Origin of the sequence: Nitrosomonas sp. Is24 (assembly GCF_033063335.1) — a bacterium.
GTDB lineage: Bacteria > Pseudomonadota > Gammaproteobacteria > Burkholderiales > Nitrosomonadaceae > Nitrosomonas.
This window is the reverse complement of sequence record NZ_JAWJZG010000001.1, coordinates 2,874,164-2,900,066: the sequence shown is the minus strand read 5'-3', so window position 1 is coordinate 2,900,066 and position 25,903 is coordinate 2,874,164. Positions and strand designations below refer to the sequence as shown.

Below are 25,903 nucleotides of genomic sequence, written 5' to 3'. Positions count from 1 at the left end.
TCCTTTATTCAGAGCCAATCTCTCGGCGATTTTCGATTTTTATATCACCGCTTACAACTTTCCAGAAATTACTGAACGTAGTTGCGACTTTGTAACCAAGTGATTTATGCGCTAATGGGCCTTCGGGAGGAAACATTTCGCGAATATTAATGCCAAGTATTTCCTCATATTTTTTGATGGTACGTTTGTTGTGAACGATTACCAATACCCTCCAACCATAAATGCGTCCGATCATCAGCATGCCGATAGCATTTTCAAGTTCGTCGGCCTGTCCGCGAAAATTTAATGCCGCTTTTTCAGCAATCTCAATGTATTGCTGAGCTTCTTCAATTGATAGTTTTGGAATTGTGTCATTTGTAAGATCAGTCATCGCAGTATCCTTTATGCATAAGTAATAAGCATAAAGGATTAAGGGGTAATAAACAACCTCTCAGAATCACGCAACAATATGCATCTTCAAGATTGAATTCTAAAACTGTTTTGCAGAACGGAGTATGTGGTTTAAACCAGCGAGTAGAATGGGATCGGCCAGCATGCCCATGAACTGGGCATGGCCTTGCGCCGGGTTGGCCGGCGCACCCTAGAGGCGATTTCTTTTCAATTTAATATTAAAAAAACTATTAATGGGTATTGTGATATTCCCATCTCAAGAAATTCATTACAATTGCATATACATTAAAAACAAAAACTTTTAGTAAGAGCAACAAGTAGACAAAACTGGATCCAATTATTACATAGCTTGTTTTAATTAATGCGAGCTTTATGAGAGAGCTATAAGGAAAAAAATTTACAATATTTGCTAGGAATCCACTTTTTTGCCCTAAAATCATAACCAATAGATAAATTAAAGCAAAAACTATATAAACTATAAACACTTGCATAAATGCGAAGAAATTATATTTTAAAGTAGGTAATCCAGTTTCCTTGTTGATATGGCCCATCATAGCCAGCATCATCTCAGGTTTTGATATTGTGGCAAAAATAGTAAATCCGGCAATCAGAAAGCCAAGTGTGCTGATTGAAAAATTAAACCCCATCGATGCCCATGTTCTGGTGTCATTCAAAATTATAGAAATATCATCTTCAAGAAAGTAAGCATTTGTTCCTAGTAGTATCATTGTAAGAATGATAATGAAGACATGTAGTTTACTAGGTTGTATTTTTCTCGATAACTTATATATTTGCCATAACGACTTTTCACTTGTTAAGTCTGAAGCATTAAAATTGTATGGCATATCAAAGCCTATTAAAAATGGCTTTTACTTTATCGTGTTCAGTTTGGGATACTTGGGGTTGGGCTATAATACCAGCCTCAGACAAATGCTTAAATTGACTATATTTGACTTTAGCCGCCTGCTCTGTATCGCGAGATAGCTCATCTAACTCTATAGTTAGACTGAAGTCTTCATTGTTTCCATTAATTGAATCACCCTCTATATCCGACCCCTTAAGCTTAATTTCAGAATTTCCAAGATTGGATGCAGAGCTTACCTGAGTGTATACAGTATCAGAATCTAAACCTTCTTTAGTATTTGAGAACTCTACTTTTGCAGATTTGCTATTCATATTATTACCAAGCTTTCCGAAATCAGCCCAGAAGTCATCATTATTAATTTCTTCATTGTTTGTTGAGAGAAGTTTTATTGAAAGTCGATCAATATGATGGAATCTATCAATAAAATCCTCAAGGCTTTGCTTATCGGAAAGTGGAGTTATTCTTAATGTTGGATAAGGATTACTCTCTAATAGAGAATTTTGAGTTTCAATTTTTCTTTTAGGATCTTCTGATTTTTGTGACTCGTATAGCTCGTTAATATATTCTTTATGACTTTTCTTTAAGCAGTACAAGCTGGTGCTCTGAAAATTTTGAATTGTAGGGGGGTAATCCCCCCAAAAATTGAACGAGCAAAGCAGTAGAATTTTCTATCCTAGACGAAGAGGAATTTTACTGATGAAGAAGCAGCGATTTACGGAAAGCCAGATCATGCAGATATTGAAGCAAGCTGAAGGAGGAATTCCTGTGGCTGATTTATGCCGGGAACATGGAATGAGTACTGCAAGTTTTTATAAATGGCGCAGCAAGTATGGTGGGATGGATGCTGCCTTACTATCTGAAATGAAGGCGATGGTTGAGGAAAACAAACGGTTAAAGCGGATGTATGCGGAAAGCCAGATGCAGAATGAGCTATTGAAGGAGGCACTTGGAAAAAAGTGGTAAAGCCCTCACAGCGCAAAGTAATGGCACAATGGGCAGTACAGGATAAATCCGTTAGTATCGTTTTGGCCTGTACAACATTTGGCATTTCTGAGACCTGCTATCGTTATCATCCGGCGCTCAACGATGAGAACGAAGAAATCGCCGATTGGTTACTACGCCTGACGACTTGTCACAAGCGTTGGGGCTTTGGCTTATGCTTTCTTTATTTGCGTAATGTGAAGGGTTTTGGATGGAATCACAAACGTGTGTATCGTATTTACCGTGAGCTGGAATTGAATTTACGAATTAAGCCACGCAAGCGATTAAAGCGGGAGAAGCCGGAGCCGCTAGCTGTGCCAGAACGGCCCAATGACACATGGTCGATGGACTTCATGGCTGATCAACTCACCAATGGCCGGTCTTTTCGAACCTTCAATGTGCTGGATGACTTCAACCGTGAAGGGTTGGGAATCGAAGTGGACGTATCGCTTCCATCAGAACGCGTTACGCGCGCTCTGGACCGGATTATCGAATGGCGCGGCAAACCCAGGAAGATTCGTTGTGATAACGGGCCGGAGAATATCAGTGGCACGCTTTGTTGTTGGGCAGAAACTCGAGGTATTCAGCTCGATTACATCCAGCCAGGAAAGCCACAGCAAAATGCCTACGTGGAACGCTATAACAGGACCGTCCGGCATGAATGGTTGGAGATGAATGAATTTGCAACCATTGAAGAGGCCCAACTCACTGCGACACAGTGGTTATGGATTTATAATAATGAACGTCCAAGTATGGCACTTGGAGGTATCACGCCAGCAATGAAGTTGGCAGAAGCTTTTAAATTAAAACTCTCTACTGCATGCTCCTGTTAAAAATGGGGGGATTAGGGGGGCACCAGGTACTTCTTTGCAGAGAATTAATCTATGATTATTCAGGATTAGTAAAAAAGTAGAACTTGGCGCTGTTTCTAATTCTTTTTTATCCTCAACTATTCCTTCAGTACGACGAAAAATTTGCTCACGCTTGAGTTTGGTATTTTTGACAATGCGGCCGACAATACCAATAACTGGATTTTTCTTATCATCTTCCAGCTTAACTATTTTTGTATCAAGAAAGAAGTATTCCCCTTTATTTTGAAGAGCTCGAATATATTTCATTTCGTAGAAAGATGGCATCACGACTTCATAGAACAGGTCAAGAAGTACTTTCTTATTCCCAAAGTTAAGAGTGTAATTTCCAAATTCTAATTTTTTTACGTAAGACATACTTCTCCTTCTGAATGTAGAAAAATTTAGATAGTAAGATATCGTGCGGCAATCGGTAAATAATTAATTTTTAATTAAGTCAAAATCTTATTGCTGCAAATTATGATGAGCATATTAATTTTTGACTGTATCTCATACCCCCTGAGAATATTTTATGATTCTATAGGTTACTGTAAAATCAGGACAAGCCAATTTTCTTGCAAGTTAGCATCTTTCGCTTTGAACATTTGTGCATTTGTTCATTTTGTACTATATTCATTTTCACTTAATGATAAAGGATGAAATAATATGAGCCGCTTGTCTATCGATTTGACGCCAGAGCAGCATCAAAAAATTAAGGCTGTTGCTGCTTTACAAGGAAAATCAATTAAGGAATATGTGCTTGCTCAAGTTCTGCCTACATCTTCTGATGAAGACACCGCTTTGAATGAACTGGAAACACTTTTGAATGAACGTATTAAATCAGCTAAAGCTGGCAGAATTAGCAAGAAATCTGTAGAAGAAATCTTTCAAGAAGTATATAACGAAAATACTAAGTAATGTCCGGTTACGAACTCACTGCTCTTGCTGAAGAAGATTTGAAAGCAATCGCTCGTTATACAGTTGATACGTGGGGAATTGAACAAGCAAAACATTATGAAGCCTTGTTGTTGAAGCGATTCCAAGAGATCGCTCAAGGTGATATCACGCCAAGAGTATTTCTAAAAAACAGATCAGATTTATTGTTTACTCATTGTGAACATCATTATATTTTCTATTGGCAGCCTAAAGACAGAAAAGTGTCAATTATTTTGGCAGTTTTGCATGAGAGGATGGATCTCATGCAAAGACTTAAGAATCGACTGGCGACATGAAGCATAACTAAGTAGTATTGAGTGAAATTGATGCAGTTTTTCTACAATGACAGAATCAAATAAAGCGCTAAATTGATTGTGTCAAATTTGTGTCACGCTTGAATGTAAACTCCATAATTTAGGGTTGTGTGATAATGATTTTATATGTGGCAAGCGCTGTAAGTTATTGTTTAATATATATAGCCAATTTAAAGGCTGTGTCTCATAATCCCTTGGTCGTAGGTTCAAGTCCTACCAGACCCACCAATAAAATCAAGCACTTAGAGAGTAAAATCCTAAGTGCTTTTTTGTTTAATAAGGATCGTGTAAGGCTGGTGTAAGGAAATCCGGTCAACGCCAAGCAATAAAAACCCGCTGAAGCGGGTTTGTGTAATTCAAAGCATTATCTTCTAATCTGCTGGTCTTCTTTATTGCCGTTGAAGGTGATGTGTTAATTCTTTGTACAATTCTGTGACACAACAAGCAATGAAGATCCACTAAAAGGGCGGAGTCAACCGACGAGCTGATCCAGAAGGAATATTGGAATTCTTTGGGGAAGGATCACTTGGAACTATTCTGATGGAAGCTGCATCTCTTCTTCTGAAGTTTTTACTTTCGCTGCCTTCTCTGGGGGTGTCCTAGATTTTGTGTAAACGGTGGTTAATAATGCCGAGGCATTCTTTCGTTAAATTGAATAGTAAACCTGTTTAGTGCCGGTTTCCAATCTCTTAGTGGCATAGACCATTTTTTGGCGATATTGCTGAGAGCCAAATAAAACAATTTGATCACAGCTTCATCGTTGGGAAACGATCCACGGTTTTTGCTGACTTTGCGTAGGCTCATATTGACTGACTCAATCGCATTGGTGGTGTAAATAATGCGCCGTATCTCAGGCGGGTAGTCGAAGAATGGAATGATGCGTTGCCAGTTATTGCGCCAAGATCGGGCGATCGGTGGATAAGCATTGTTCCATTTATCTTCAAAGCCGACTAACGCGTGCTCAGCCTCATCAATCGTGGCGGCGCTGTAGACCAAACGTAAATCAGCAGCTACTTCCTTGCGTTTATTCCAGCTGACGTAGTTGAGACTATTACGAACCATGTGCACGATACAGAGTTGTACAATGGCATGTGGATAGATGGTTTCAATCGCTTCGGGAAAGCCCTTTAAGCCATCGACACAGGCGATAAAGATATCTTGCACGCCACGATTTTTGAGTTCAGTGACAACGCTGAGCCAGAACTTGGCACCCTCGGTCTGAGCAATCCATAAGCCCAGTATTTCTTTATGGCCCTCCATGTTAATGCCGATCGCCAGGTAAATCGCTTTGGTACGAACGCTACCAGCGTCACGAACTTTGGTATGGATACAATCGAGATAGATCACAGGATACACCGCATCGAGAGGCCGGGATTGCCACTGCTTCACTTCATCCATTACGCCATCAGTGACCGTAGAAATGAGCGTAGGCGATACTTCTGTGCCATACATTTCAGTGAGGTGCTGTTGGATTTCACGCACTGTCATGCCACGGGCATACAGCGAGAGGATCTTGTCATCAAAGCCCGCCCAGCGGGTCTGATGCTTGGAAATGATCAGAGGCTCGAAGCTGCCCTCACGGTCACGGGGGATCTCGATGGGTAACTCACCGAATTCACCTTTCAGGGTCTTACGGCTTTTACCATTTCTGGTATTGCCAGTGGCATTGACTACCGTTTCGTGCTTATCGTGACCAAGATGATCGGCCATTTCTGCTTGCAAGGCACGTTCAACCAACGCTTTGGTGAGTTGCTTGAGAAGACCATGCTCACCGATTAAATCTTCTGGCTTTTTGTAATCGGCCAGCAGGCTATCAATTAAGCCGGCCGGCAGGGGTTTGGGTGTGGTCATTTTTACTCTAAAAATATATAAGCAGTTTCCTGCAATATGACCATTTACACAAAATTATTTACACCCCCTTCTCCCAAATACTGTAAACAACGCTAGTAATTCTTACATCTAACCTCTTTTTTTCTTTATGGTGTGCGCGATTGTATCGTCTAGGACATTAGAAACAAGGTTTGCATGCTGCATTCGGGTCGGCATCGAAGGGGAGCGAGGTCATGAACGGTGAAACACCATCTGACCGACCGTAGTACACATGAAAACAGATGGGAAATTGGATCGAAATTGGTTCAGGGGAACTCGAAGATAGCACTGTGTGCATTGCGGAAAAATTCCACTATGATTGCTTGCGATAGAACTCACACTTCAGTGCGTAGAGACTTTAGCTCAATTAAACTGAGATTTCTAGCACTAAAAGAAGCAACAAGCGATTGTGTTATGCATTGACAGAAAAGAGCAATTGTCATATCTTCGGTTGCTGTGGTAAATTGAAATAAAATCATAGATTACAGAAGGTTAGTTCAAATTTCACATCACCTTCATAGGCTTTGTTTTTTTGGTTCGTGTGCATCGGAATGAAACGGATATTCAGTGCATATTTGTTAGCGCTGATCTCTGGCACGCAGGGCAATTGATCGCTTAAATTAAGCCTTAGCATGTGTGCAGTGTATTCCGATCCCGTTTGCTGGAAAATTCCTTGATTTGCAACCACCTGCAAGGTTCTGCCACTTTTTCTCAACAGGTAAAGCACAATTCCGAATGCGTTTCGGATGGGTTGGAACGGCGTTAACCACTCGTCGAAGTCTTTGTGCCGATGGGCAGGATCCAAATTCAACCAGTAATGATAGGATGGCAAGTCAAATACACAGCAACCGCCAGGTATTCCAATGCGTTGCTTGATTGCCATTAACCATTCATTTTCACGCAGATGCTCACCGACTTTGCCTGGGAAATCCAGCATTTCCCGGAAGGTGATTTTTATGTCATTGAGTACATTATCCAATGCGGTTTCAGACACCTCGGGATTTTTTCGGAGCATTTCGAGTATTTGTTTCTGCCGCTCAAGTTCTTGCAGTAAATCTGATTTGATATCAGCCCGGCTTGTGATCTCAAGCACTTCAAATAAAGCGATGAGTGACGCGTGGTGCTCGGTCGCAGTATCTTTCGTAGAGAAGAAATCAATCTTATTAAATAGATCCTCAAGTCGAAGAAGGGTACGTATGCGCTCATTGAGCGGGTGTTCGTAACAAATCACAATAGTTGTACATCCACAAGAGAAATTAGAGGTATTGAAGCTTTGCTGCAACTAAGATTATTTCACAAAAAAATAAATTTTCCCAAATAATTTCTTTAGTGCAAGTTTATGGCATCTGATTTATTCTGTGAAAGAATCAGATACTTATGATGTAGCTGGCTGACTTGTGTCTTCAGGAAATCGATATCTCGATTATTAGTAATTATATCATCGGCTTTTTGTAGGCGAGTTTGTCGAGAGATCTGTTGCGCCATGATCGCCTTCACTTGCTGCTCCGGTAATTGACTGCGTGCCATTGTGCGTGAAATTTGCACTGATTCCTCACAGTCAACCACCAGACTGCGCTGAATGATGCCGTCGTAATCATTCGTTTCAAATAATAATGGAACCACAAGTACGATATAAGGTGATTGGGTTTGTTCAATTTGTTCAATTACTTCTTTCAGTATCAACGGATGAAGGATTTCTTCCAGTTTACGTCGTGCATGACTGTCCGAGAATACCTGATTGCGCATTTTTTCTCTATCCAGAGAACCATTCGCTGTTAAGAAAGCATCTCCGAATGAGTTTCTTATCAAATTGATAGCTTGACCATCTGGCTGGGTTAATTTCCGGGCAATTACATCGGTATCAATGACATCAATACCTAATTCAGTGAAAAATTGACTGGCGCTTGATTTTCCACAACCGATTCCGCCAGTAAGTCCAACTATAAAAGTCATTGATTAAAATAAGCTAATGTAGGTATGAATGAGCTGCTCTCCCCAGAATAAAGCAATAAGTGCCCCGCCAACCAAATAGGGACCGAATGGAATAGGGATACTCTTATTCAGCTTGGCGGCAAGAATCAATCCGATACCGACCAGCGCACCGACCAGAGATGAGGAAAGTATCACCAATGGAAGCATGCTCCAGCCTAGCCACGAACCAATTGCGGCTAACAGTTTAAAATCGCCGTATCCCATGCCCTCTTTGCCGGTTATCAGTTTAAAGCACCAGTAAATGGACCACAAGGAAAGATAACCGGCGATGGCGCCAATGACTGCCGATTGGATATCGGTAAAGCCATGATTGATATTAACCAATAGGCCGATCCATAATAATGGTAATGTTATATCATCCGGTAATAATTGCGTATCCAAGTCAATAACAGCTAAGGCGATGAGCGCCCATACGAAGATTAGTGCTGCAAGTGCGACAAAGCCGTAACCGAAGTGCCAAGCAACAAAACCGCTGATAATAGCGGTTGCTGCTTCTATTATCGGATAGCGCGGAGAAATGCGCGCATGGCATTGAGAGCAGCGTCCTCGTAGAAAAAGGTAGCTAATAATCGGAATATTTTCCCATGCGGTTATTTTATGTTCGCAGTGTATACACGTTGAACGCGGCGTAAGAAGGTTGAATTCGGGTAATGCTTGGGCCGCCTCACCATGGAGTTCCGCGCATTGTTGCAGCCAATTCCTTTTCATCATTTCAGGCAACCGGTAAATCACAACATTCAGGAAGCTGCCGATCATTAAACCGAGTATTGTCGTACAGGATACGAAGAAAACAGGCGAGTCTTGCAATATGGATAAGAATGACATGTTCTTAAGGAAATAATGTTTAATTAACAACCATGCCCATTTTGAAGATAGGTAAGTACATCGCAACAACCATACCGCCGATGAGCGTGCCCAATACGACCATAATGATGGGTTCCATCAGGCTGGAAAGCGCGGCTACTGCATCGTCCACCTCCGCTTCATAGAAATCGGCAATTTTACTGAGCATCGAGTCAAGCGATCCGGCCTCTTCACCAATGGCGACCATTTGGATGACCATATTAGGAAAAACGTTGGTGCCGGCCATCGAAGACGTCAAGCTGTTACCGGTACTGACTTCAAGCTGAATGGTCTTGGTGGCTTCGTAATAAATGAAATTTCCGGCAGCACCTGCCACAGAATCCAATGACTCTACCAATGGGACGCCGGCGGCAAACATGGTTGATAGTGTTCGAGACCAACGTGCGATCGTGGCTTTGCGAATGACCTCACCGAAAATCGGTAATTTGAGCGCAAGACGATCCATGACCCGCTGCATCGGAACCGAGCGTTTCCAGGCATACAAGAAGCCATAGATTGCGCCGCCTAGAACCCCTAAAATTGCCCACCAATAAGCAACAAAAAAGTCTGAGATCGTCATTACCAGAAGCGTTGGGGCAGGCAATTCGGCGCCGAATCCTTCAAATAAATCTTTGAAAGCTGGAACGACAAAGATCATAATTACTGCGGTAATGATAAACGCAACCACAAGAATTGAAATCGGGTAAAAGAGTGCGGATTTGATTTTTCCCTTGATAGCTTGAATCTTTTCTTTATAGGTAGCCAGACGATCCAAAATACCATCCAAAATACCAGCCGCTTCACCTGCGCCGACAAGATTGCAGTAGAGTGCATCAAAATAGAGTGGATATTTCCGGAAGGCGTCCGTCAAATTGCTACCGGTTTCCACATCCGCTTTGATGTCCAATATTAATTTGCTTAAAGCGCGGTTGCTGTGGCCTCTTCCCACGATATCGAAAGCTTGTAATAGCGGCACGCCAGATTTCATCATGGTGGCCAGTTGACGCGTAAATAACGTAATATCCTTGTCTGTTATTTTGCCGCCGGATTGGGTTTTCTTGATTTTTGTGACTTTAATCCCTTGACGGCGCAATGTGGAAGTTACCACAACTGTTCCGGCAGCGCGCATCTCACCCTTCAGTTGTTTACCAGCTTTGTCCTTTCCTTCCCACGAATAATTGATTTCTTTTACTTTCTTTTCTGCATGCGCTGTGACAGTTGCCATCGTTAACTCCTAAGAACAGAGGCTCTCATGAAAATCAATACATTAAAATTCTGCTGCGGCTGTTGACAACAAAACCCCAGTGATTGTTTTGAGATTGTGCGGAATTAACGGCAGAGTTTTGTATATTCTTAGTGTTAATTTGAGAAACTGAATCAGCGAAGGATGCAACCGCACGACTTCATGAGCTGTTAGCTCGAGCGGCTTTAACGCCTTCATGAACGGTTGGGTATAACAACTGAATGCGCAGTTCCTTCTTCATTCTGAAATTCTTAAGCTGCCTGGATTCTTTCATGAAAGATAGCATGCCGGGCGATATTTGCTCGTAAGCTTGGCTTCGGCTGATGCGAGGAGGGTGCGGTAAATCAAAATGATCCGCGACCAGATCAAAATATTCTCCCATTTTGAGGCGGGAGTCATCACAGGTATGATAAATCCTGCTGGGCTTCGCGTGATGCAAAGCAGCATAAATGATTCGCGCAAGATCATCTGCGTGAATATGATTGGTATAACTGTCTTCACTGGCCAATATTGCCGGATGCCCTTCACGTAACCGCTTTAATGGCAGCCGGTCCGCCGCATAAATTCCGGGAACACGTAAAATCGAGACAGGAACGTGATTGCGTTTGCCCCAGTTGCGTATTTGCCTTTCAGCATCAATACGCCGTATTGCACGGTCATTTTCAGGATTAGCGGGGTGACTTTCATCGATCAATGCGCCATGACAATTACCATAAACGCCACTGGTACTGATATAGATAAATCGTTGTGGTAGAATCAGCGCACGATTTCTAGTCCGATTGGTTAATGCGGACAGTAAATGCGCGGTTCGATGATCGCGTAACCCTTGGTTGGGTGGAGGGGCCAGATGCAATATCAACTGTGCAACTCCAGCGAGTTTCTCAAGACTCTTCGGAGAATCCAGATTTCCGTAAACTGGAATAATTCCATGTGATCGTAAATGGTCGGAATTATCTAAGTTACGGTACAGACCGAGAATCCGGTAATGTGCTTGTAATAGTGGCGCTGTTCTAAGCGCGACATCACCACAACCAATAATTAATACTGCTTTCTTCATATAAGTTATTTGTTTCTAATTATTATATTTTCTATTTGTTTGCTACTCAATGTCGCATCAAATCATTATTCAGCCCAGCGGGCATGTTTTCCAGGTTGAGCCTGGAGAAACCATTCTTGAAGCGGCTCTGCGTGAAGGATTCTCGCTGCCCTACGGTTGCCGCAATGGTTCCTGTGGTATTTGCAAAGGAAGAATCATCCAAGGAGCAGTCGCTTATGGTAACTACAGTGAAGAAACCTTGACTGAAGAAGATAAGCGTGCCGGCAATGCATTGTTTTGTTGCGCTTCCCCATTAAGTGATTTGATAATCGAGTGTCACGAAATTGGTGCAATCAAAGATATTGAAATTAAAACCTTGCCCTGTCGGGTGCATAGGCTCGATCTTGTTGCTCCGGATGTGATGGTTATTTCTCTGAAACTTCCAACCAATCAGCGATTACAGTTTTTGGCCGGTCAGTATATCGATATTTTACTCAAAGATGGTAAACGGCGCAGTTTTTCCTTGGCGAATGCACCGCATGACGACGAATTGCTGCAATTGCATGTGCGAAATTATCCGGGTGGCGCATTTACAGAACATGTTTTTACGGACATGAAAGTTAAGGATATGCTTCGTTTCACAGGTCCATTGGGCTCATTCTTCTTAAGGGATACGCCGTCCGATACCGCTATTACGTTCCTAGCAAGCGGCACGGGATTTGCACCGATAAAAAGTATTCTCGAGCATATTTTTTATCAGGAAAGTAACCGGAATGAGAAAAGGAAAATGACCCTATACTGGGGAGCGCGTACAAAAGCTGATTTATATCTGATGGATTTGGCCGAAAGCTGGCAACAGCAGCACGATAATTTTACGTTTATTCCCGTGCTGTCGGATCCGTTGCCATCGGACAACTGGCAGGGGAGAACAGGTCTGGTGCACGAAGCTGTCATGCAGGATCATCACAATCTGGAAAAGCATCAAGTGTACGCTTGCGGTGTCCCTGCTATGGTCAAAGCTGCTTACCATGACTTTACCAATTATCGCAGCTTGCCAAAAGATGCTTTCTTTTCCGATGTATTCACGCCTTCAACCAGCAATCCCCAAGTTGCGCGGGAACCCTAGCGTTTTAACTGAGTTGTTTGAGTGTTAATTGCAACCCTTTGTTGTAATGATCCATTGCCAATTCATGTTTTCCGAGCTTTTCATTTAACTGCGCTAGGGCGAAATGCGCTTTGTGCCCGGCTTCAACAGATAAGCTTGCTTCCAGGTAATTTTGCGCTTTACCCCAAAGCTCACAATACGTACAGAGTTTGCCCAGCGTTAGCAGTAAAATCGCATTATTGGGGTGTGATCTAAGCCATACTTCGGCACATTCGATTTGTCTGCTGACGTGGTAATCCAAACATTCCGAATACAGCTCTATCAATTCGTTATCCCATGTCATCGGGATATTCGCTTCGATAATTTTATTGGCCATATTACAGTTACCTAACGAGATATAGGCACGCACGGCTGCGACAGAAAGCTTGCTGTCCATTTTATCCAGCGGTGATATGCATTGCCAATATTGATTCAATGATTGTAAATCGGTGGCTTTGCTTTTGATATTTTCTATTTGCGCATCGTGTTTTAATTTTTTTACCAGCGTTTTGTTCGCTGATTGGCGTTTTGCCAATATGTCAACCAATTCAAGAACCGCATCCCAATTGCCGGCTTGCTGCTGAGCTTCCAGCTCCAGCTGCAGAACGGCAATGGATTGCAACCCGCCTTCTGAATAGAGCGACTGTAATATTCTTAGTGCCTCTTGATAGTCCCCTTTTTGCAACATAAATTCGGTTTTGGCGGCAAGGCACAATGATTTCTCATCCGGTGCTTGAGCCAGTGCAGTGTTCAAATATTGATCACGCGCAGCCACTTCATTAAGTATTTGAGCCGAGCGGGCTGCAATAACAGCGCTGATTGCTTTGGCTGTCGATGAATCGGCTAGCTTGAGCGCAATCGCTGTATTTTTTTGTGATTTAATGTAATCGCCTTCAAGATAAGCTTTTAATCCGGACAAGAGCATTTCATCCGTTTTCTTATGGCGATGCCGTTGACTGAAACCAAAAATCCCCAGAATAAACCGGACTAGAATATAAAAAACAAAAAAGGCTACTGCTGCCGCAAGGATGAATTGATCCAGCGGTAATTCCAATTGATAAGGCGGCATCTCGATGAGCGCGCGCCCTGTTGTGTTTTTAGCAGCTAGCGTGACAGCTACAGCAGCAGCGAATAGTGCCAATAGCCAGAGTATCAGTTTCATATATTCTCCTCATTGCAGTAGAGATGATCATTGTTAATATTGAACCGCCGATGGCAAATTACATGAACATCCGTTCGGTTGTACTATTTTCCGGTTACCTGAAAGTATGCTTGTAAGCCTTTCAGTAAGCCTTCGTCACCCGTGGAAGGCGCTTTTATGATTTTTTCCAGTCCTAACTCTTTGGCCGTTTGGGCAATTCGTTCATGAACTGTAAAAACCGGCGTTAATTTCAGCAATTGTTGGCCAAGCATGCCTATTATGTCAAATAAATTATGCAGTCCTTCGCTGCTGGTGATGATCACGGCATGTATTTTGCCTTGTGACCAATCAGCAAGTAGCGGTGCCGTATCGAGGTCGGGTTTTCTGCGCTGATAACATTCGGCGTATTCGAGATAAGCACCGCGCTGAGCGAGTGTGTCACCTAATAATTGCCGGCCGCCATTGCCGCGAAAGATGACAACTCGTTGCCCGGCCATGTGCTGTAGCTGATCGAGCTTGAGTAGCGCTTCGCTATCGGAATGCTCGGTTGGAATGAGCACATTGTTGACGCCGTATTGTTTCAAAGTGTCTGCGCTGCCTTTCCCGACCGCGGCAAATTTCAGGTGCGGCGGCAGCAATGCATGCTGCTTGGTTATCAACGGCATGCTTTTGTTGACGGCATTGGGGCTGACAAAGATTGCCCAGTCGAATTCATCCAAGCGCTTGATCAGATCGGTTAAAGGACTCAGATCGGTGACATCGGCGATTTCCAGTACAGGAAGCAAAATCGGATTGCCGCCCAGCGCGCGGATACCTTCCGCAAGAACAGCGGATTGACGCTCAGGGCGGGTGACCAGAATATTAAGGCCGGTAAGTTGTGTGCTCGCAGGCAATGTTATTTCCAGCCCTCTGCGGGGACCAGGGTTGCCAGAATTTCACCGGCGCCTTTGTTGATCAGCTTTTGCGCTAATTGCTGTCCCATCGTAATGCCGGTTTCCGGTTTGCCTTTCAGCGCATCGCTGACAATGCGTTTGCCATCAGGTTGCGCCACGAATCCGCGCAGCTGGAGTTTGCCGTTGCTGATTTCAGCAAACGCGCCCAGCGGCACTTGGCAACTGCCGCCCAATACACGGCTCAGGGCTCGCTCGGCTTCGACGCAATAAGCGGTTTCCTGGTGATGCAGCGGTTGCATCAGCGCAACCAGATCGGTGCGATCCGCCCGGCATTCGATACCCAATGCGCCTTGACCTACCGCAGGCAGGCTTTGCTCGGGACTCAGTAATGCGGTGATGCGATTGGATAATCCCAGCCGTTTTAAACCGGCGGCAGCTAGAATGATTGCGGCATATTGCCCTTCGTCGAGTTTACGCAGCCGGGTCTGCACATTGCCGCGCAAGGGATGAACTTCGAGATGCGGGAATTGCGCGCGCAGCTGGCTTTCGCGCCGCAAGCTTGAGGTGCCGACGATGCTGCATTCAGGCAATGCATCCAGGCCGCTATAGTGAATGGAAACAAACGCATCGCGCGGATCTTCCCGCTCCGTTATGGCGGCCAGCGCAAATCCTTCCGGCACATTCATTGGCATATCTTTCATCGAATGCACCGCGATGTCGGCCCGGCCGTCTTCCAATGCCTGTTCGAGCTCTTTAATGAACAGGCCTTTTCCACCAATTTTTGCTAAGGACTGATCCAGTATTTGATCGCCGCGTGTTGTCATCCCAAGTATGCTGACTTCAGTTTGCGGGTATAATTCGCCGAGACGTTTTTGGATAAATTTGGCTTGCCACATAGCGAGTAAACTTTCCCGCGATGCAATGACGATTTTCTGTGGAGATAAAAGTGAGTTGGGCATTAATAGTATAAAATGAAAAAATTACAAAAAATTTTGTATGATGATTATTTTAGCATGGCCGGTACGGACTTTGCGTGTTGCAAGCGCGCGCCGGATTCTTTTTTGATCGTGGGTATGTAATGCGATGAGCGCTGCTGATTCAGGGAATAATAGTGCCAATAATAAATTGGTGAATGATAAAGACTTACCATTGCGTGAGGACATCCGCTTTCTCGGGCGCATGCTGGGCGATACGCTGCGGGAGCAAGACGGTGACAGCGCTTTTGAACTGGTCGAGAATATACGCCAGACCGCGATTCGTTTTCATCGAGATCAGGACCCCAAGGCGCGTGAGGAGCTGGATGCGATACTTAACCGTTTGAGCGATGAGAACTCCTTGCCTGTTGTTCGCGCCTTCAGTTATTTTTCATTGCTTTCCAATATCGCCGAAGATGTTCATCACAACCGGCGGCGGCGTGCGCATTTGCGCGCAGAATCCCCGCTGCAGGAAGGCAGTTTGACGCTGGCGCTTGAACGTGTGCTAACCAGCAGCAACAATGCCCCCGCTATCCTTTTCGATTTCTTTAAGAAAGCCGTCGTCTCGCCGGTTCTAACAGCGCATCCGACAGAAGTGCAGCGGCGCAGTATATTGGACTGTCAGCTCACCATTGAGCGGTTGTTAAGAGAACGGGCGCGGACGGAGCTGACACCCAACGAATTGCGTCATAATGAAGAAAATTTACGGGCAACCATTGAAATTCTGTGGCAAACGCGCATGCTGCGGCCAAGCCGGTTATCGGTTAACGATGAAATCGAAAACGGTTTGACTTTTTACAGTTATACGTTCTTGGCCGAAATCCCTTATATCTATGCAAAAATTGAGGATTTTCTCGAACGCCGTTTAAATCAAAGCGAAATTCCTGCGGTTTCCTCATTTTTACGCATCGGCAGCTGGATCGGCGGCGATCGCGACGGCAATCCTTTTGTTACACATGATGTCATGTTGCGGGCGGTTGAACGTCAATCATCGGTCGCACTGGACTATTACATTGATGCGGCACAAAAAATTGGCCGCTCGATGAGTTTGACCGAGCAATTGGTTGAAGTCAGTGATGATGTCAAGAAATTGGTGGCTACCGCACCCGATATTCCTAATCGATCCGATGAGCCCTATCGGCGGATTTTTCTTAGTATCGGTGCGCGTTTGGTTGCAACCGCCAGACAATTCGGGCACCAAGTCTTGCAACTCAGCTCGGCGGAAAAGAGGGAACCTTATGCCGACTGCGCAGAGTTTTTGCGCGATCTCGATACCATCATTGCCTCATTGAAACAGCACAAATCCGCCTGGATTGCTCGCGGAGCATTACGCAATTTGCGCCGCGCCGCGGATGTGTTCGGATTTCATTTAACTCCGCTGGATATGCGGCAACACAGCAAAATTCACGAGCAAGTGGTCAGCGAATTATTCCAGCATCACACCGGCAAGAGCGGCTACGCACAACTCGATGAAAAACAACGCACCGAGTGGCTGCTGAGCGAAATCGGTCAATCCCGGCCGATACTCGCTACTTATGACGGCTTTTCCGAATTGGCGCAATCGGAATTGCGCATTTTGCACTGTGCTGCTGATATTCACCGCCGGTTTGGACGGGCCGCACTGCCGAATTACATTATTTCCATGACAACCAGCATTATCAATGTTCTGGAAGTCGCATATCTGCTGCAGCAAGTCGGTTTGTTGCAAAGCGGTGAAAACCCGCAATTGCACCTGAATATTATTCCATTGTTCGAAACGATCTCGGATTTACGTGTCTGTGGCGAAATTATGGATCAATTATTCTCCACGCCATACTATCGTAAGCTTTTGGTTTCTCGCGGTAATGTGCAAGAAGTCATGCTCGGTTACTCGGATAGTAACAAAGACGGCGGTTTTATCACGTCGAACTGGGAGATTTATAAAGCCGAAATTGAGCTGACCAAGGTTTTTGCCAAACATAAAGTGGAGCTGCGTCTGTTTCATGGCCGTGGCGGCACGGTAGGCCGGGGTGGCGGACCCAGCTATCAAAGTATTTTGGCGCAACCGCCAGGCAGCGTGAACGGTCAAATACGCGTTACCGAGCAAGGCGAGGTGATCAGCAGTAAATACGCCGAACCTGAAATCGGGCGGCGGAATCTCGAGACGTTGGTGGCTGCGACAATGGAGGCGACACTGCTGAGTCATGATTCGCTGGGCGCGAATGCGGATCGCTATTACCAGGCGATGGAAAAACTGGCATCCGGCTCTTTTGCGGCGTATCGTGATTTGGTATACGAAACGGAGGGGTTTAAGCAATTCTTTCTGGAGTCCACACCGATCCGGGAAATGTCGGGGCTGCACATTGGCAGCAGGCCGCCGTCGCGTAAGAATTCCGATGCGATTGAAGATTTACGCGCGATTCCCTGGGTATTCAGCTGGAGTTTAAGCCGGATGATGCTGCCGGGATGGTATGGGTTTGGTCATGCGGTGGAAGCTTTTGTCAATCATCAGGATCAGAATGGTCAAGGGTTGGCGTTATTGCAAGAGATGTACCGGGAATGGCCGTTCATGCAAACATTGTTGTCGAATATGGATATGGTGCTGGCCAAGACGGACATGGGTATCGCCTCCCGTTATGCGGAATTGGTCGAAGATGTGGCGTTACGCGAGCAGATTTTCGGTCGCATTAAAGATGAATGGTTAAGAAGTCAAAAATGGTTGTTTGCCGTGACCGGTCATACCGAGTTGCTGCAGGATAATCCGACGCTAGCGCGTAGTATCCGCAATAGAACGCCGTATATTGATCCGCTCAATCACTTGCAGGTGGAATTGTTACGCCGTTACCGCTCGGGTGAGGATAGCGAGGAAGTTAAACGTTCCATTCATCTGACCATCAATGGTGTAACCGCCGGTTTGCGCAATAGCGGTTAATCGGAATATGGATTTTCCTTATTTACTTTTAGTGAACGCACTGCGGGAGGTATTGGGGTGCAAATAAAACGATTCATTTTTATTGTGCTGTTCAGTCTTTACGCGCAATGGGCCTGGGCCACATTGTCGATCCAATACTGGCAAACAGCTTCAGGCGCGCGGGTGTATTTTGTCGAGAATCATGATTTGCCCATATTGGATATCAGCGTTGAATTTGCCGCCGGTAGCAGTACGGATAGCGCCGGTCAATCCGGCCGCGCCAGTCTGGTGCAGCATATGCTCAGCCTTGGCGCGGGTGGCTTAACGGAAGACCAGATTGCGACCGCGCTGGCCGATGTCGGTGCGCAAATGAAGAACCATTTCGATCGCGATCGTGCCGGTATTGCTTTGCGCACCTTGAGCAGTGAGCGGGAACGCAAACAGGCGCTCGATATATTGGCGCGGATTATTCAGCATCCGGAATTTCCGCAAGACGTAGTGGTGCGGGAAAAAGCCAGAATCATTGCCAGTATCAAAGAGTCCAGCACAAAACCGGATTACATCGGTGATCGTGAATTGATGAAAATGCTCTATGGCGATCATCCTTACGGATTCAATGAGATGGGTGAGATTGAGCCGTTGAACCGGTTGCAGCGTGTGGATCTACTGACTTTTTACCGTTCTTATTATGTCGCCAAGAATGCCGTGATCGCCATCATGGGCGACATCACCCGGCTTGACGCGGCAGCGCTTGCGGAATCACTCACCGGCAATTTACCTGCCGATGGCGCGAAGACAGGGATTGCACCGGTATCAATCCCGGCAGCGGGGATAAAAAGAATTCCCCATCCTGCAACGCAAAGTCATATCCAGCTGGCCTATCCGGGACTGCGGCGCAGCGATCCGGATTATTTTCCCCTGCTGGTCGGCAACCACATTCTGGGCGGCGGCGGATTTGTTTCACGCCTGATGGAAGAGATCCGCCAGAAGCGCGGCTTGGCTTACAGTGTGTATAGTTTCTTTTCTCCTTATCAGGAGCAAGGACCGTTTCAGATCGGTTTGCAAACCAAAAAGGAACAGTCGGAAGAAGCATTGGCTTTGACGCACAAAGTACTGAAAGATTTTGTCGCTCAAGGTCCAACCGAGGATGAATTAACGGCGGCGAAGCAAAATATTATCGGCGGCTTCCCGCTGCGTATCGACAGCAATAGCAAAATATTGGGTTTTCTGTCCGTGATCGGTTTTTATCGTTTGCCGATGACCTATTTGACGGATTACTTGGAAGCCGTTGAGGCAGTTACCACCGAACAGATCCGGCAGGCATTTCAACGCCGGATTCAGCCTGACGGTATGGTGACTGTGATCGTGGGTGCAATCGAATAAGATTTGTGCCGATGGCTTTAACCCGGGGAAAAATTCGTATCATCGGCGGTCAGTGGCGCAGCCGTTTACTGGCTTTTCCCGAGCATCCCGATTTAAGACCCACCGCCGATCGGATCCGTGAAACGCTGTTTAATTGGCTGGGACAAGATTTAAGCGGCATGCGTTGTCTCGATTTATTTGCCGGAAGCGGGGCGCTAGGTTTCGAGGCAGCATCTCGCGGCGCGGCATCGGTGGTGATGGTGGATGCGGATGCGGGAATCTATCGCATGTTGCGGGAAAATAAGGAAAAATTGCAAGCAACTCAGATTGAACTGGTGATGATGAATGCGATGAATTTTTTGAAGTCGGATACGCGGAAATTTGATGTTATTTTTCTCGACCCTCCTTACCGTCTGGCGTTGTTGCCGGAATTGCTGCCTTTATTGCCATGTCATCTTGAAACGGGCGGACTGGTTTATGCTGAAGCCAAAGGCAATTGGACTGCGGATGCGCAATGGCAGGTAAGGCGTAACACAAGAGCCGGCAGTGTGCATTGCCAGCTGCTGGAGCTGGCGCAGCATGGATAAAGCGATTTATCCCGGTACCTTTGATCCGATAACCCGAGGACATGAGGACCTGGTCCGGCGAGCCGCGCGTTTGTTTGATCAAGTGGTGGTGGCGGTAGCCGTAAGCAGCAGCAAGAAGCCGTTTTTCACATTGGAAGAGCGCGTGGACATGGCGCAGGAAGTCTTGTCCGGCTGTGCCAATGTCACGATTATGCCCTTTTCCGGCTTGTTGATGAATTTTCTACAACAGCAGAATGCGCGTGTCATTTTGCGCGGTTTGCGCGCGGCGTCAGACTTTGAATACGAATTCCAGATGGCGGGAATGAATCGCGGCTTGTATCCCGATGTCGAGACTTTATTCATGACCCCATCCGAACAATATATGTTTATTTCCGCCACCATGGTGCGTGAAATCGCTTCGTTGGGCGGGAATGCGGATGCATTTGTACATCCCTTGGTGGCACAAAAGCTGCGCGAGAAGATTGTTAATCAATAGTTTTGTGAGAATTAAATGGCATTAATCATTACCGATGAGTGTATCAACTGCGATGTTTGTGAGCCCGAGTGCCCGAATGGCGCCATTTCCCAAGGTGAGGAAATTTACCGGATCAATCCGGCCTTGTGCACCGAGTGTGTCGGACATTATAACGAGCCGCAATGCGTGGAAGTATGTCCGGTTGATTGTATTTCACCCAATCCCGCTGTGATTGAAAGTAAGGAACAATTGCAAGCAAAATATCAGGCGCTTATTGCCGCCAAGAAATAAAGTATTTCGCAATACACTTCCCGTCCCACTAATCCTTCCCGACGAAATCCGATAGTTTTCCCCGTTTAATCGTCAGCGTAACCCTTCCGGTTTTAGTTTAATCTTAGTAAGTGTTTAACTTCCTAAGACCCTAATTTTTCTTAACAGAGACCTGAATGGATGATCCACGCACGATAGTGACTAACGTTCGCTCAATTTTTTCCTTGCCGGATGTTGTGGTTCGAGTGAATGATCTGATCGACTCCGGAGAAGCAACCAATACTGAGCTGGAGCGTGTTATTGCAAGCGACCCCGCATTGACGGCCAAGATACTGAAATTTGCCAATAGCAGCTATTTTGGTTTTTCTGGAAAAGTGGAAACCGTTTTAAAAGCGATTGCCATTATCGGGCATAAAGAACTGCGCAATCTGGTTCTTGCCACATCTGTGACCTCCACATTCAAGGACATTCCCCCCGATCTGGTGGACATGGATACCTTCTGGAATCACAGTATCACCTGCGGAGTTACTGCGCGCTTATTGGCTTCCAGTGTCGACAGCCGGGAGCGTTTTTTTATCGCCGGATTGTTGCATGGCGTGGGGCGATTAATTCTTTTCAGCCAATATCCGAAGGAATCGGCCAAAGTATTGAGCTGCATGAATCAAGGCGAAGACGCGGCAATTCAGGCGGAACGCAAGATCTTCGGTTTTACCCATGCGCAACTGGGCGCCGAACTTCTAAAGCAATGGAAACTGCCGGTCAATATCTGCAAGATGGTTGAATATCAATTCAATCCGATGCAAGAAAAGGAATTCCAGTATGACGCCAGCACATTGTGTGCGGCAGTCAATATTGCCAGTTATATTCAACCTTGTACCAACCAACCGGTAGAGCACGAAGAAACTATCTCCGATCGTGCACTTCAGGCTTGGAGTTTTCTGGGCTTATCGGCTGAAATTGTCGAGTCGGTAATGACGGTGGCGAAATTGCAAGTCATCGAAGTATTCAACGCCATACGCTAGTGATCATGGCATTATAAAGTTTCATATTAATTGAATTATTTCATCATGTTATTTCCATAAAACAAAAGCTCAAGTTGATCCTATCCGGGACGATAAACAAAAATCAGCAGGACAGCGTAAAGTTACAGGAGCAGATGGGATGGAAGTTTATCTCGGCAGATTGCCGATCCTTGATAACAAACAAAATTTGGTGGCATATGAGCTTTTATTCCGCTCCGATCAACACAATGTCGTTTCGATAACCGATAACTCCGCAGCTTCCGCAAATGTCATTATCGATACCTATGGGCAGTTAGGCATAGAGAATGTCATTGGTAAGCGGCGCGGTTTTATTAAGGTGGATGACAAGTTGCTGCTTAACGATACTATTTGCATGCTGCCCAAAAAACATGTCGTGCTGGAGATTTTAAGAAGTGTGGAAATTAACGATGAGATCATTCAACGCTGTTCCTTTCTGAAGCAAAAGGGCTATCAACTAGCACTTTCCAATGTGACCCACCTGGATGCGCGATTTGATCGCATCATGCCGCTTATTAATGTGGTGAAAATCAATATTACGGCACTCAGCCAACAGGATTTGCTGAGCCTGGTGAAGCGATTAAGGCGCTGGCCGGTGCTGCTGTTAGCCGAGAAAGTTGAGAGTCAGGAGATTGCCAGAAACTGCATTGCGCTGAATTTTCAAATGCTGCAAGGATTCTATTTTGCAAAACCGGAGATTATTTCGGGAAAACGGATCGATCCATCCAAACTATCTTTGCTGAAGCTTTTGTTGCTGGTGGTCAGAGAAAGTGAAGTGGGTGAAATTGAAAATGAACTCAAATATCAGCCCGGTTTGAGCTATAACCTGCTGCGCATGGTGAATTCGGCTGCCAATGGTTTGCCGAGCACGATTAACTCGATCAAACGGGCCATTATGATTCTGGGCCGCAAGCAACTGCAACGCTGGGTGCAGATTCTGCTCTACGCTGCCAAGCAAAGGGACGGCAGCACTTCCGATGCCTTGATGCAAACAGCAACCGTGCGGGGCAAATTATTAGAGTCGATTGCCATCGCGGATCGTCCGCATGATAAGAACCACCAGGATCGCGCGTTTATGGTCGGTGTTCTGTCATTGTTGGATACATTGCTGGGGATCGAAATGTCCGAGCTCGTCGGGACTCTCAGTATACAAAAAGACATGAGCGAAGCTTTGCTGACACGCCGCGGATCGCTTGGATTTCAACTTGCATTGATCGAAGCGTATGAAAAAGGTGAATCCGAAATAGTTTCAACGATGCTGTTGGAACTGGGATTTCTCAGCATGGAAGAATTCACCCGATTGGAACTGGACGCTACAGCCTGGGCTCACCGGATCAGCGATGCCGTCAACCAGACGGCATAGAAATCGATGTAATGCTTATAACTGCTGATCTGAAGAAGCCTGAATTTCTAAATCAGCCGCATTCAATTTTTTATTGACCCTATCCGTTAACAAACGGGTTGATTCAGATTCTGATTCTGATCCTTGCGGTCATCAATTCTTATCCAAATGTTTCACGTTACATTTTGCATTGTCACAAGAGGGTGTCACTATGAATATCGTAGAGCTGCTTGCATTTGTCGTTAAAAATAGCGCTTCGGACTTGCACTTATCGGCCGGAATGCCACCCTTGATCCGGGTGCATGGCGAGATCCGCCGCATCAATCTGCCGGAGATGGGGCATAAGGAAGTGCATGCGATGGTGTACGACATTATGAACGACGGTCAGCGAAAATTTTATGAAGAGCATTTGGAGTGTGATTTTTCTTTTGCGGTGCCGAATCTCGCCCGTTTTCGTGTCAATGCCTTCAATACGCAACGCGGTGCCGCCGCAGTGATGCGGACGATCCCGTCAAAAGTATTGAGCCTGGAGGATCTCAAAGCGCCCAAAATATTTGCTGAAATTGCCAAGCAACCGCGCGGTGTGGTTTTGGTGACAGGCCCTACCGGTTCTGGCAAGTCAACTACATTGGCGGCGATGATTAACGACATCAACGAAAATGATTATGGACATATCCTGACTCTTGAAGATCCCATCGAGTTTGTGCATGAAAGCAAGAAGTGTCTGATTAATCAGCGTGAAGTGGGAAGGGATACCCTGAGTTTCTCGAATGCCTTGCGCTCAGCCTTGCGGGAAGATCCGGATATTATTCTGGTCGGTGAGTTACGTGACCTGGAAACCATCCGCTTGGCGATGACGGCGGCCGAGACCGGTCACTTGGTTTTCGGCACATTGCATACCAGTTCCGCCGCTAAAACGATCGATCGTATCATCGATGTTTTCCCCGCTGAAGAAAAGGAAATGATTCGTGCGATGCTGTCCGAATCGTTACGTGCGGTAATTTCTCAAGCATTGTTGCGAACCAAGGATGGCAAAAGCCGCGTGGCGGCGCATGAGATTATGATTGGCACACCTGCAATCCGTAATCTGATACGGGAAGGAAAAGTTGCGCAAATGTATTCAGCGATTCAGACGGGCCAGAATGCGGGTATGCAAACGCTGGATCAGAATTTGACCGATCTGGTGAAGCGTGGTGTGATTTCAATGGCCGAAGCCAGAACGCAAGCGATGAATAAAGATAATTTCAGGGGCTGATCGGCCAATCCAGTTGAGTTGAATTCCGGGAGTGCATTATGGATAAGGAGCAAGCATCAAAATTTATGTCGGATTTACTGCGCTTAATGCTCAGCAAGAAAGCCTCCGATTTGTTTATTACCGCCGGTTTTCCACCAGCGATGAAAATTGACGGAAAAATGACACCGGTGTCGCAACAATCCTTGAGCATGCAACATACCGAAATGCTTGCGCGCGCGATCATGAACGACAAACAGGCGGTGGAGTTCGATGCCACCAAGGAATGCAACTTCGCAATCAGTCCCATCGGAATAGGGCGGTTCCGGGTTAATGCCTTTGTGCAGCAGCAAAGGGTTGGTTTGGTGCTGCGTACCATTACCACCAAAATCCCCGAATTTGACGATTTGGGGTTGCCGCAAGTGCTGAAAGAAGTGGTGATGAGCAAACGTGGCCTGGTCATTTTTGTCGGTGGCACCGGTTCGGGAAAATCCACATCCATGGCCGCACTGATCGGGCATCGCAATAAAAATAGCTACGGCCATATCATCACCATCGAAGACCCGGTCGAATATGTGCACGAGCATATCAACTGCGTCATTACGCAGCGTGAAGTCGGTGTCGATACCGAATCGTGGGAAGCGGCGCTGAAAAATACCTTGCGGCAAGCGCCGGATGCCATTCTCATCGGCGAGATCCGTGACCGTGAAACCATGGAACATGCGATTGCCTTCGCTGAAACCGGTCATCTGTGCATGGGCACGCTGCACGCCAACAGCGCCAACCAGGCGTTGGATCGGATCATCAATTTCTTCCCGGAAGAACGCCGGGCACAGTTGCTGATGGATTTATCGCTGAATTTGCGATCCCTTGTTGCACAACGGTTGATACCGGCCAAAGACGGTAAAGGGCGAGTGGCCGCGATCGAGGTGCTGCTTAATTCGCCCCTGATCTCGGATTTGATTTTCAAGGGAAATGTTCACGAGATCAAAGACATCATGAAAAAATCCCGCGAACTTGGCATGCAAACCTTCGATATGGCGCTATTCGAACTGTATGAAGCGGGAAAAATCAGTTATGAAGACGCACTGCGTAACGCGGATTCAATGAATGAACTGCGCTTGCAAATTAAGCTGGAAGGCGCTGAAGCCAAATCGCAGGATCTTAATTCTGGCATTGCGCATCTGGCAATCACATAAGAACAGAGCGCGAAATTCGCGATTTTGAATCTGTTCTGTTAGTCTACTTCTTCTTTTAC

At 45.8% G+C, this 25,903-nt stretch carries 26 protein-coding genes; 13 read left to right on the top strand and 13 right to left on the bottom strand.

The window, feature by feature from the left end:
• Positions 1 to 4: 4 nt before the first annotated feature.
• The 3 genes from R2103_RS13275 to R2103_RS13265 all read right to left on the bottom strand — a co-directional run bounded on the left by R2103_RS13275 (position 5) and on the right by R2103_RS13265 (position 1,848).
• Entirely contained in the window at positions 5 to 370 is a 366-nt protein-coding gene (locus tag R2103_RS13275; protein ID WP_317531854.1) for a hypothetical protein, read from the bottom strand.
• Positions 371 to 620: 250 nt separating this feature from the next.
• Positions 621 to 1,235, bottom strand: a complete 615-nt coding sequence (locus R2103_RS13270; protein WP_317531853.1) for a hypothetical protein — start codon at positions 1,233 to 1,235, stop codon at positions 621 to 623.
• Between the two features lies 1 nt (position 1,236).
• Positions 1,237 to 1,848: a hypothetical protein gene (locus R2103_RS13265; RefSeq protein WP_317531852.1), complete on the bottom strand. Its 612-nt coding sequence runs from the start codon at positions 1,846 to 1,848 to the stop codon at positions 1,237 to 1,239.
• A 103-nt stretch (positions 1,849 to 1,951) separates the two neighbouring features.
• Between R2103_RS13265 and R2103_RS13260 the strand changes: the two genes are divergently transcribed.
• Positions 1,952 to 3,069 (top strand): IS3 family transposase gene (locus R2103_RS13260; RefSeq protein ID WP_411172575.1). Its coding sequence is split into 2 segments (ribosomal slippage): positions 1,952 to 2,213 and positions 2,213 to 3,069, totalling 1,119 coding nucleotides; the frame shifts between segments, so codons are not numbered across the junction.
• Here the strand turns inward: R2103_RS13260 and R2103_RS13255 are convergent.
• Positions 3,040 to 3,462, bottom strand: coding sequence for a hypothetical protein (locus R2103_RS13255; protein WP_317531851.1), 423 nt, complete (start codon positions 3,460 to 3,462; stop codon positions 3,040 to 3,042). The two genes, R2103_RS13260 and R2103_RS13255, sit on opposite strands and share 30 nt — an antisense overlap.
• A gap of 288 nt (positions 3,463 to 3,750) precedes the next feature.
• On the opposite strand from R2103_RS13255, the gene R2103_RS13250 reads away from it, so the two are divergent.
• Entirely contained in the window at positions 3,751 to 4,002 is a 252-nt protein-coding gene (locus R2103_RS13250) for a DUF1778 domain-containing protein (protein WP_317531850.1), read from the top strand.
• Positions 4,002 to 4,316, top strand: coding sequence for a type II toxin-antitoxin system RelE/ParE family toxin (locus tag R2103_RS13245; RefSeq protein WP_317531849.1), 315 nt, complete (start codon positions 4,002 to 4,004; stop codon positions 4,314 to 4,316). The genes R2103_RS13250 and R2103_RS13245 overlap by 1 nt, the downstream gene beginning before the upstream one ends.
• A gap of 639 nt (positions 4,317 to 4,955) precedes the next feature.
• On the opposite strand, the gene R2103_RS13240 is transcribed toward R2103_RS13245, so the two are convergent.
• From R2103_RS13240 to R2103_RS13215, 6 genes are all read right to left on the bottom strand, one after another.
• Positions 4,956 to 6,185 (bottom strand): IS256 family transposase, encoded by a 1,230-nt coding sequence (locus tag R2103_RS13240; protein ID WP_317530501.1) that lies wholly within the window; start codon positions 6,183 to 6,185, stop codon positions 4,956 to 4,958.
• 493 nt (positions 6,186 to 6,678) lie between these two features.
• Complete coding sequence (gene zapD, locus R2103_RS13235) at positions 6,679 to 7,434, bottom strand: cell division protein ZapD (RefSeq protein WP_317531848.1); 756 nt, start codon at positions 7,432 to 7,434, stop codon at positions 6,679 to 6,681.
• A 95-nt stretch (positions 7,435 to 7,529) separates the two neighbouring features.
• Positions 7,530 to 8,156 carry a dephospho-CoA kinase gene (gene coaE, locus R2103_RS13230; protein ID WP_317531847.1) on the bottom strand — a complete coding sequence of 209 codons (627 nt, stop codon included), beginning with the start codon at positions 8,154 to 8,156 and terminating at the stop codon, positions 7,530 to 7,532.
• 3 nt (positions 8,157 to 8,159) lie between these two features.
• Positions 8,160 to 9,020 (bottom strand): A24 family peptidase, encoded by an 861-nt coding sequence (locus R2103_RS13225; RefSeq protein WP_317531846.1) that lies wholly within the window; start codon positions 9,018 to 9,020, stop codon positions 8,160 to 8,162.
• 19 nt (positions 9,021 to 9,039) lie between these two features.
• Positions 9,040 to 10,263 carry a type II secretion system F family protein gene (locus R2103_RS13220; protein ID WP_317531845.1) on the bottom strand — a complete coding sequence of 408 codons (1,224 nt, stop codon included), beginning with the start codon at positions 10,261 to 10,263 and terminating at the stop codon, positions 9,040 to 9,042.
• A 178-nt stretch (positions 10,264 to 10,441) separates the two neighbouring features.
• Positions 10,442 to 11,338 (bottom strand): SDR family oxidoreductase, encoded by an 897-nt coding sequence (locus tag R2103_RS13215; protein WP_317531844.1) that lies wholly within the window; start codon positions 11,336 to 11,338, stop codon positions 10,442 to 10,444.
• 49 nt (positions 11,339 to 11,387) lie between these two features.
• Here R2103_RS13215 and R2103_RS13210 point away from each other — a divergent pair, with 49 nt between their 5' ends.
• Positions 11,388 to 12,443 carry a CDP-6-deoxy-delta-3,4-glucoseen reductase gene (locus R2103_RS13210; protein WP_317531843.1) on the top strand — a complete coding sequence of 352 codons (1,056 nt, stop codon included), beginning with the start codon at positions 11,388 to 11,390 and terminating at the stop codon, positions 12,441 to 12,443.
• Positions 12,444 to 12,447: 4 nt separating this feature from the next.
• Here R2103_RS13210 and R2103_RS13205 read toward each other — a convergent pair whose 3' ends face one another.
• The 3 genes from R2103_RS13205 to hemC all read right to left on the bottom strand — a co-directional run bounded on the left by R2103_RS13205 (position 12,448) and on the right by hemC (position 15,454).
• Entirely contained in the window at positions 12,448 to 13,623 is a 1,176-nt protein-coding gene (locus tag R2103_RS13205; RefSeq protein WP_317531842.1) for a heme biosynthesis HemY N-terminal domain-containing protein, read from the bottom strand.
• Positions 13,624 to 13,706: 83 nt separating this feature from the next.
• Positions 13,707 to 14,495, bottom strand: a complete 789-nt coding sequence (locus R2103_RS13200) for a uroporphyrinogen-III synthase (RefSeq protein WP_317531841.1) — start codon at positions 14,493 to 14,495, stop codon at positions 13,707 to 13,709.
• A gap of 2 nt (positions 14,496 to 14,497) precedes the next feature.
• Positions 14,498 to 15,454: a hydroxymethylbilane synthase gene (hemC, locus tag R2103_RS13195; RefSeq protein ID WP_317531840.1), complete on the bottom strand. Its 957-nt coding sequence runs from the start codon at positions 15,452 to 15,454 to the stop codon at positions 14,498 to 14,500.
• A 124-nt stretch (positions 15,455 to 15,578) separates the two neighbouring features.
• Here hemC and ppc point away from each other — a divergent pair, with 124 nt between their 5' ends.
• From ppc to R2103_RS13150, 9 genes are all read left to right on the top strand, one after another.
• Positions 15,579 to 18,380 carry a phosphoenolpyruvate carboxylase gene (gene ppc, locus R2103_RS13190; RefSeq protein WP_317531839.1) on the top strand — a complete coding sequence of 934 codons (2,802 nt, stop codon included), beginning with the start codon at positions 15,579 to 15,581 and terminating at the stop codon, positions 18,378 to 18,380.
• Between the two features lie 57 nt (positions 18,381 to 18,437).
• Positions 18,438 to 19,742 carry a pitrilysin family protein gene (locus R2103_RS13185; protein WP_317531838.1) on the top strand — a complete coding sequence of 435 codons (1,305 nt, stop codon included), beginning with the start codon at positions 18,438 to 18,440 and terminating at the stop codon, positions 19,740 to 19,742.
• 11 nt (positions 19,743 to 19,753) lie between these two features.
• Positions 19,754 to 20,308, top strand: a complete 555-nt coding sequence (gene rsmD, locus R2103_RS13180) for a 16S rRNA (guanine(966)-N(2))-methyltransferase RsmD (RefSeq protein WP_317531837.1) — start codon at positions 19,754 to 19,756, stop codon at positions 20,306 to 20,308.
• On the top strand, positions 20,301 to 20,783 hold the full coding sequence (coaD, locus tag R2103_RS13175; protein WP_317531836.1) for a pantetheine-phosphate adenylyltransferase: 483 nt from the start codon (positions 20,301 to 20,303) through the stop codon (positions 20,781 to 20,783). Before rsmD ends, coaD begins: the two co-directional genes overlap by 8 nt.
• 15 nt (positions 20,784 to 20,798) lie before the next feature.
• Entirely contained in the window at positions 20,799 to 21,053 is a 255-nt protein-coding gene (locus R2103_RS13170) for a YfhL family 4Fe-4S dicluster ferredoxin (RefSeq protein ID WP_317531835.1), read from the top strand.
• Positions 21,054 to 21,208: 155 nt separating this feature from the next.
• A complete protein-coding gene (locus tag R2103_RS13165) occupies positions 21,209 to 22,054 on the top strand; it encodes an HDOD domain-containing protein (RefSeq protein WP_317531834.1) in 846 nt (281 codons plus the stop codon).
• Between the two features lie 139 nt (positions 22,055 to 22,193).
• Positions 22,194 to 23,435: an EAL and HDOD domain-containing protein gene (locus R2103_RS13160; protein WP_317531833.1), complete on the top strand. Its 1,242-nt coding sequence runs from the start codon at positions 22,194 to 22,196 to the stop codon at positions 23,433 to 23,435.
• A gap of 190 nt (positions 23,436 to 23,625) precedes the next feature.
• Positions 23,626 to 24,669 (top strand): type IV pilus twitching motility protein PilT, encoded by a 1,044-nt coding sequence (locus tag R2103_RS13155; protein ID WP_317531832.1) that lies wholly within the window; start codon positions 23,626 to 23,628, stop codon positions 24,667 to 24,669.
• Positions 24,670 to 24,707: 38 nt separating this feature from the next.
• Positions 24,708 to 25,844 (top strand): PilT/PilU family type 4a pilus ATPase, encoded by a 1,137-nt coding sequence (locus R2103_RS13150; protein WP_317531831.1) that lies wholly within the window; start codon positions 24,708 to 24,710, stop codon positions 25,842 to 25,844.
• Positions 25,845 to 25,903: the final 59 nt, after the last annotated feature.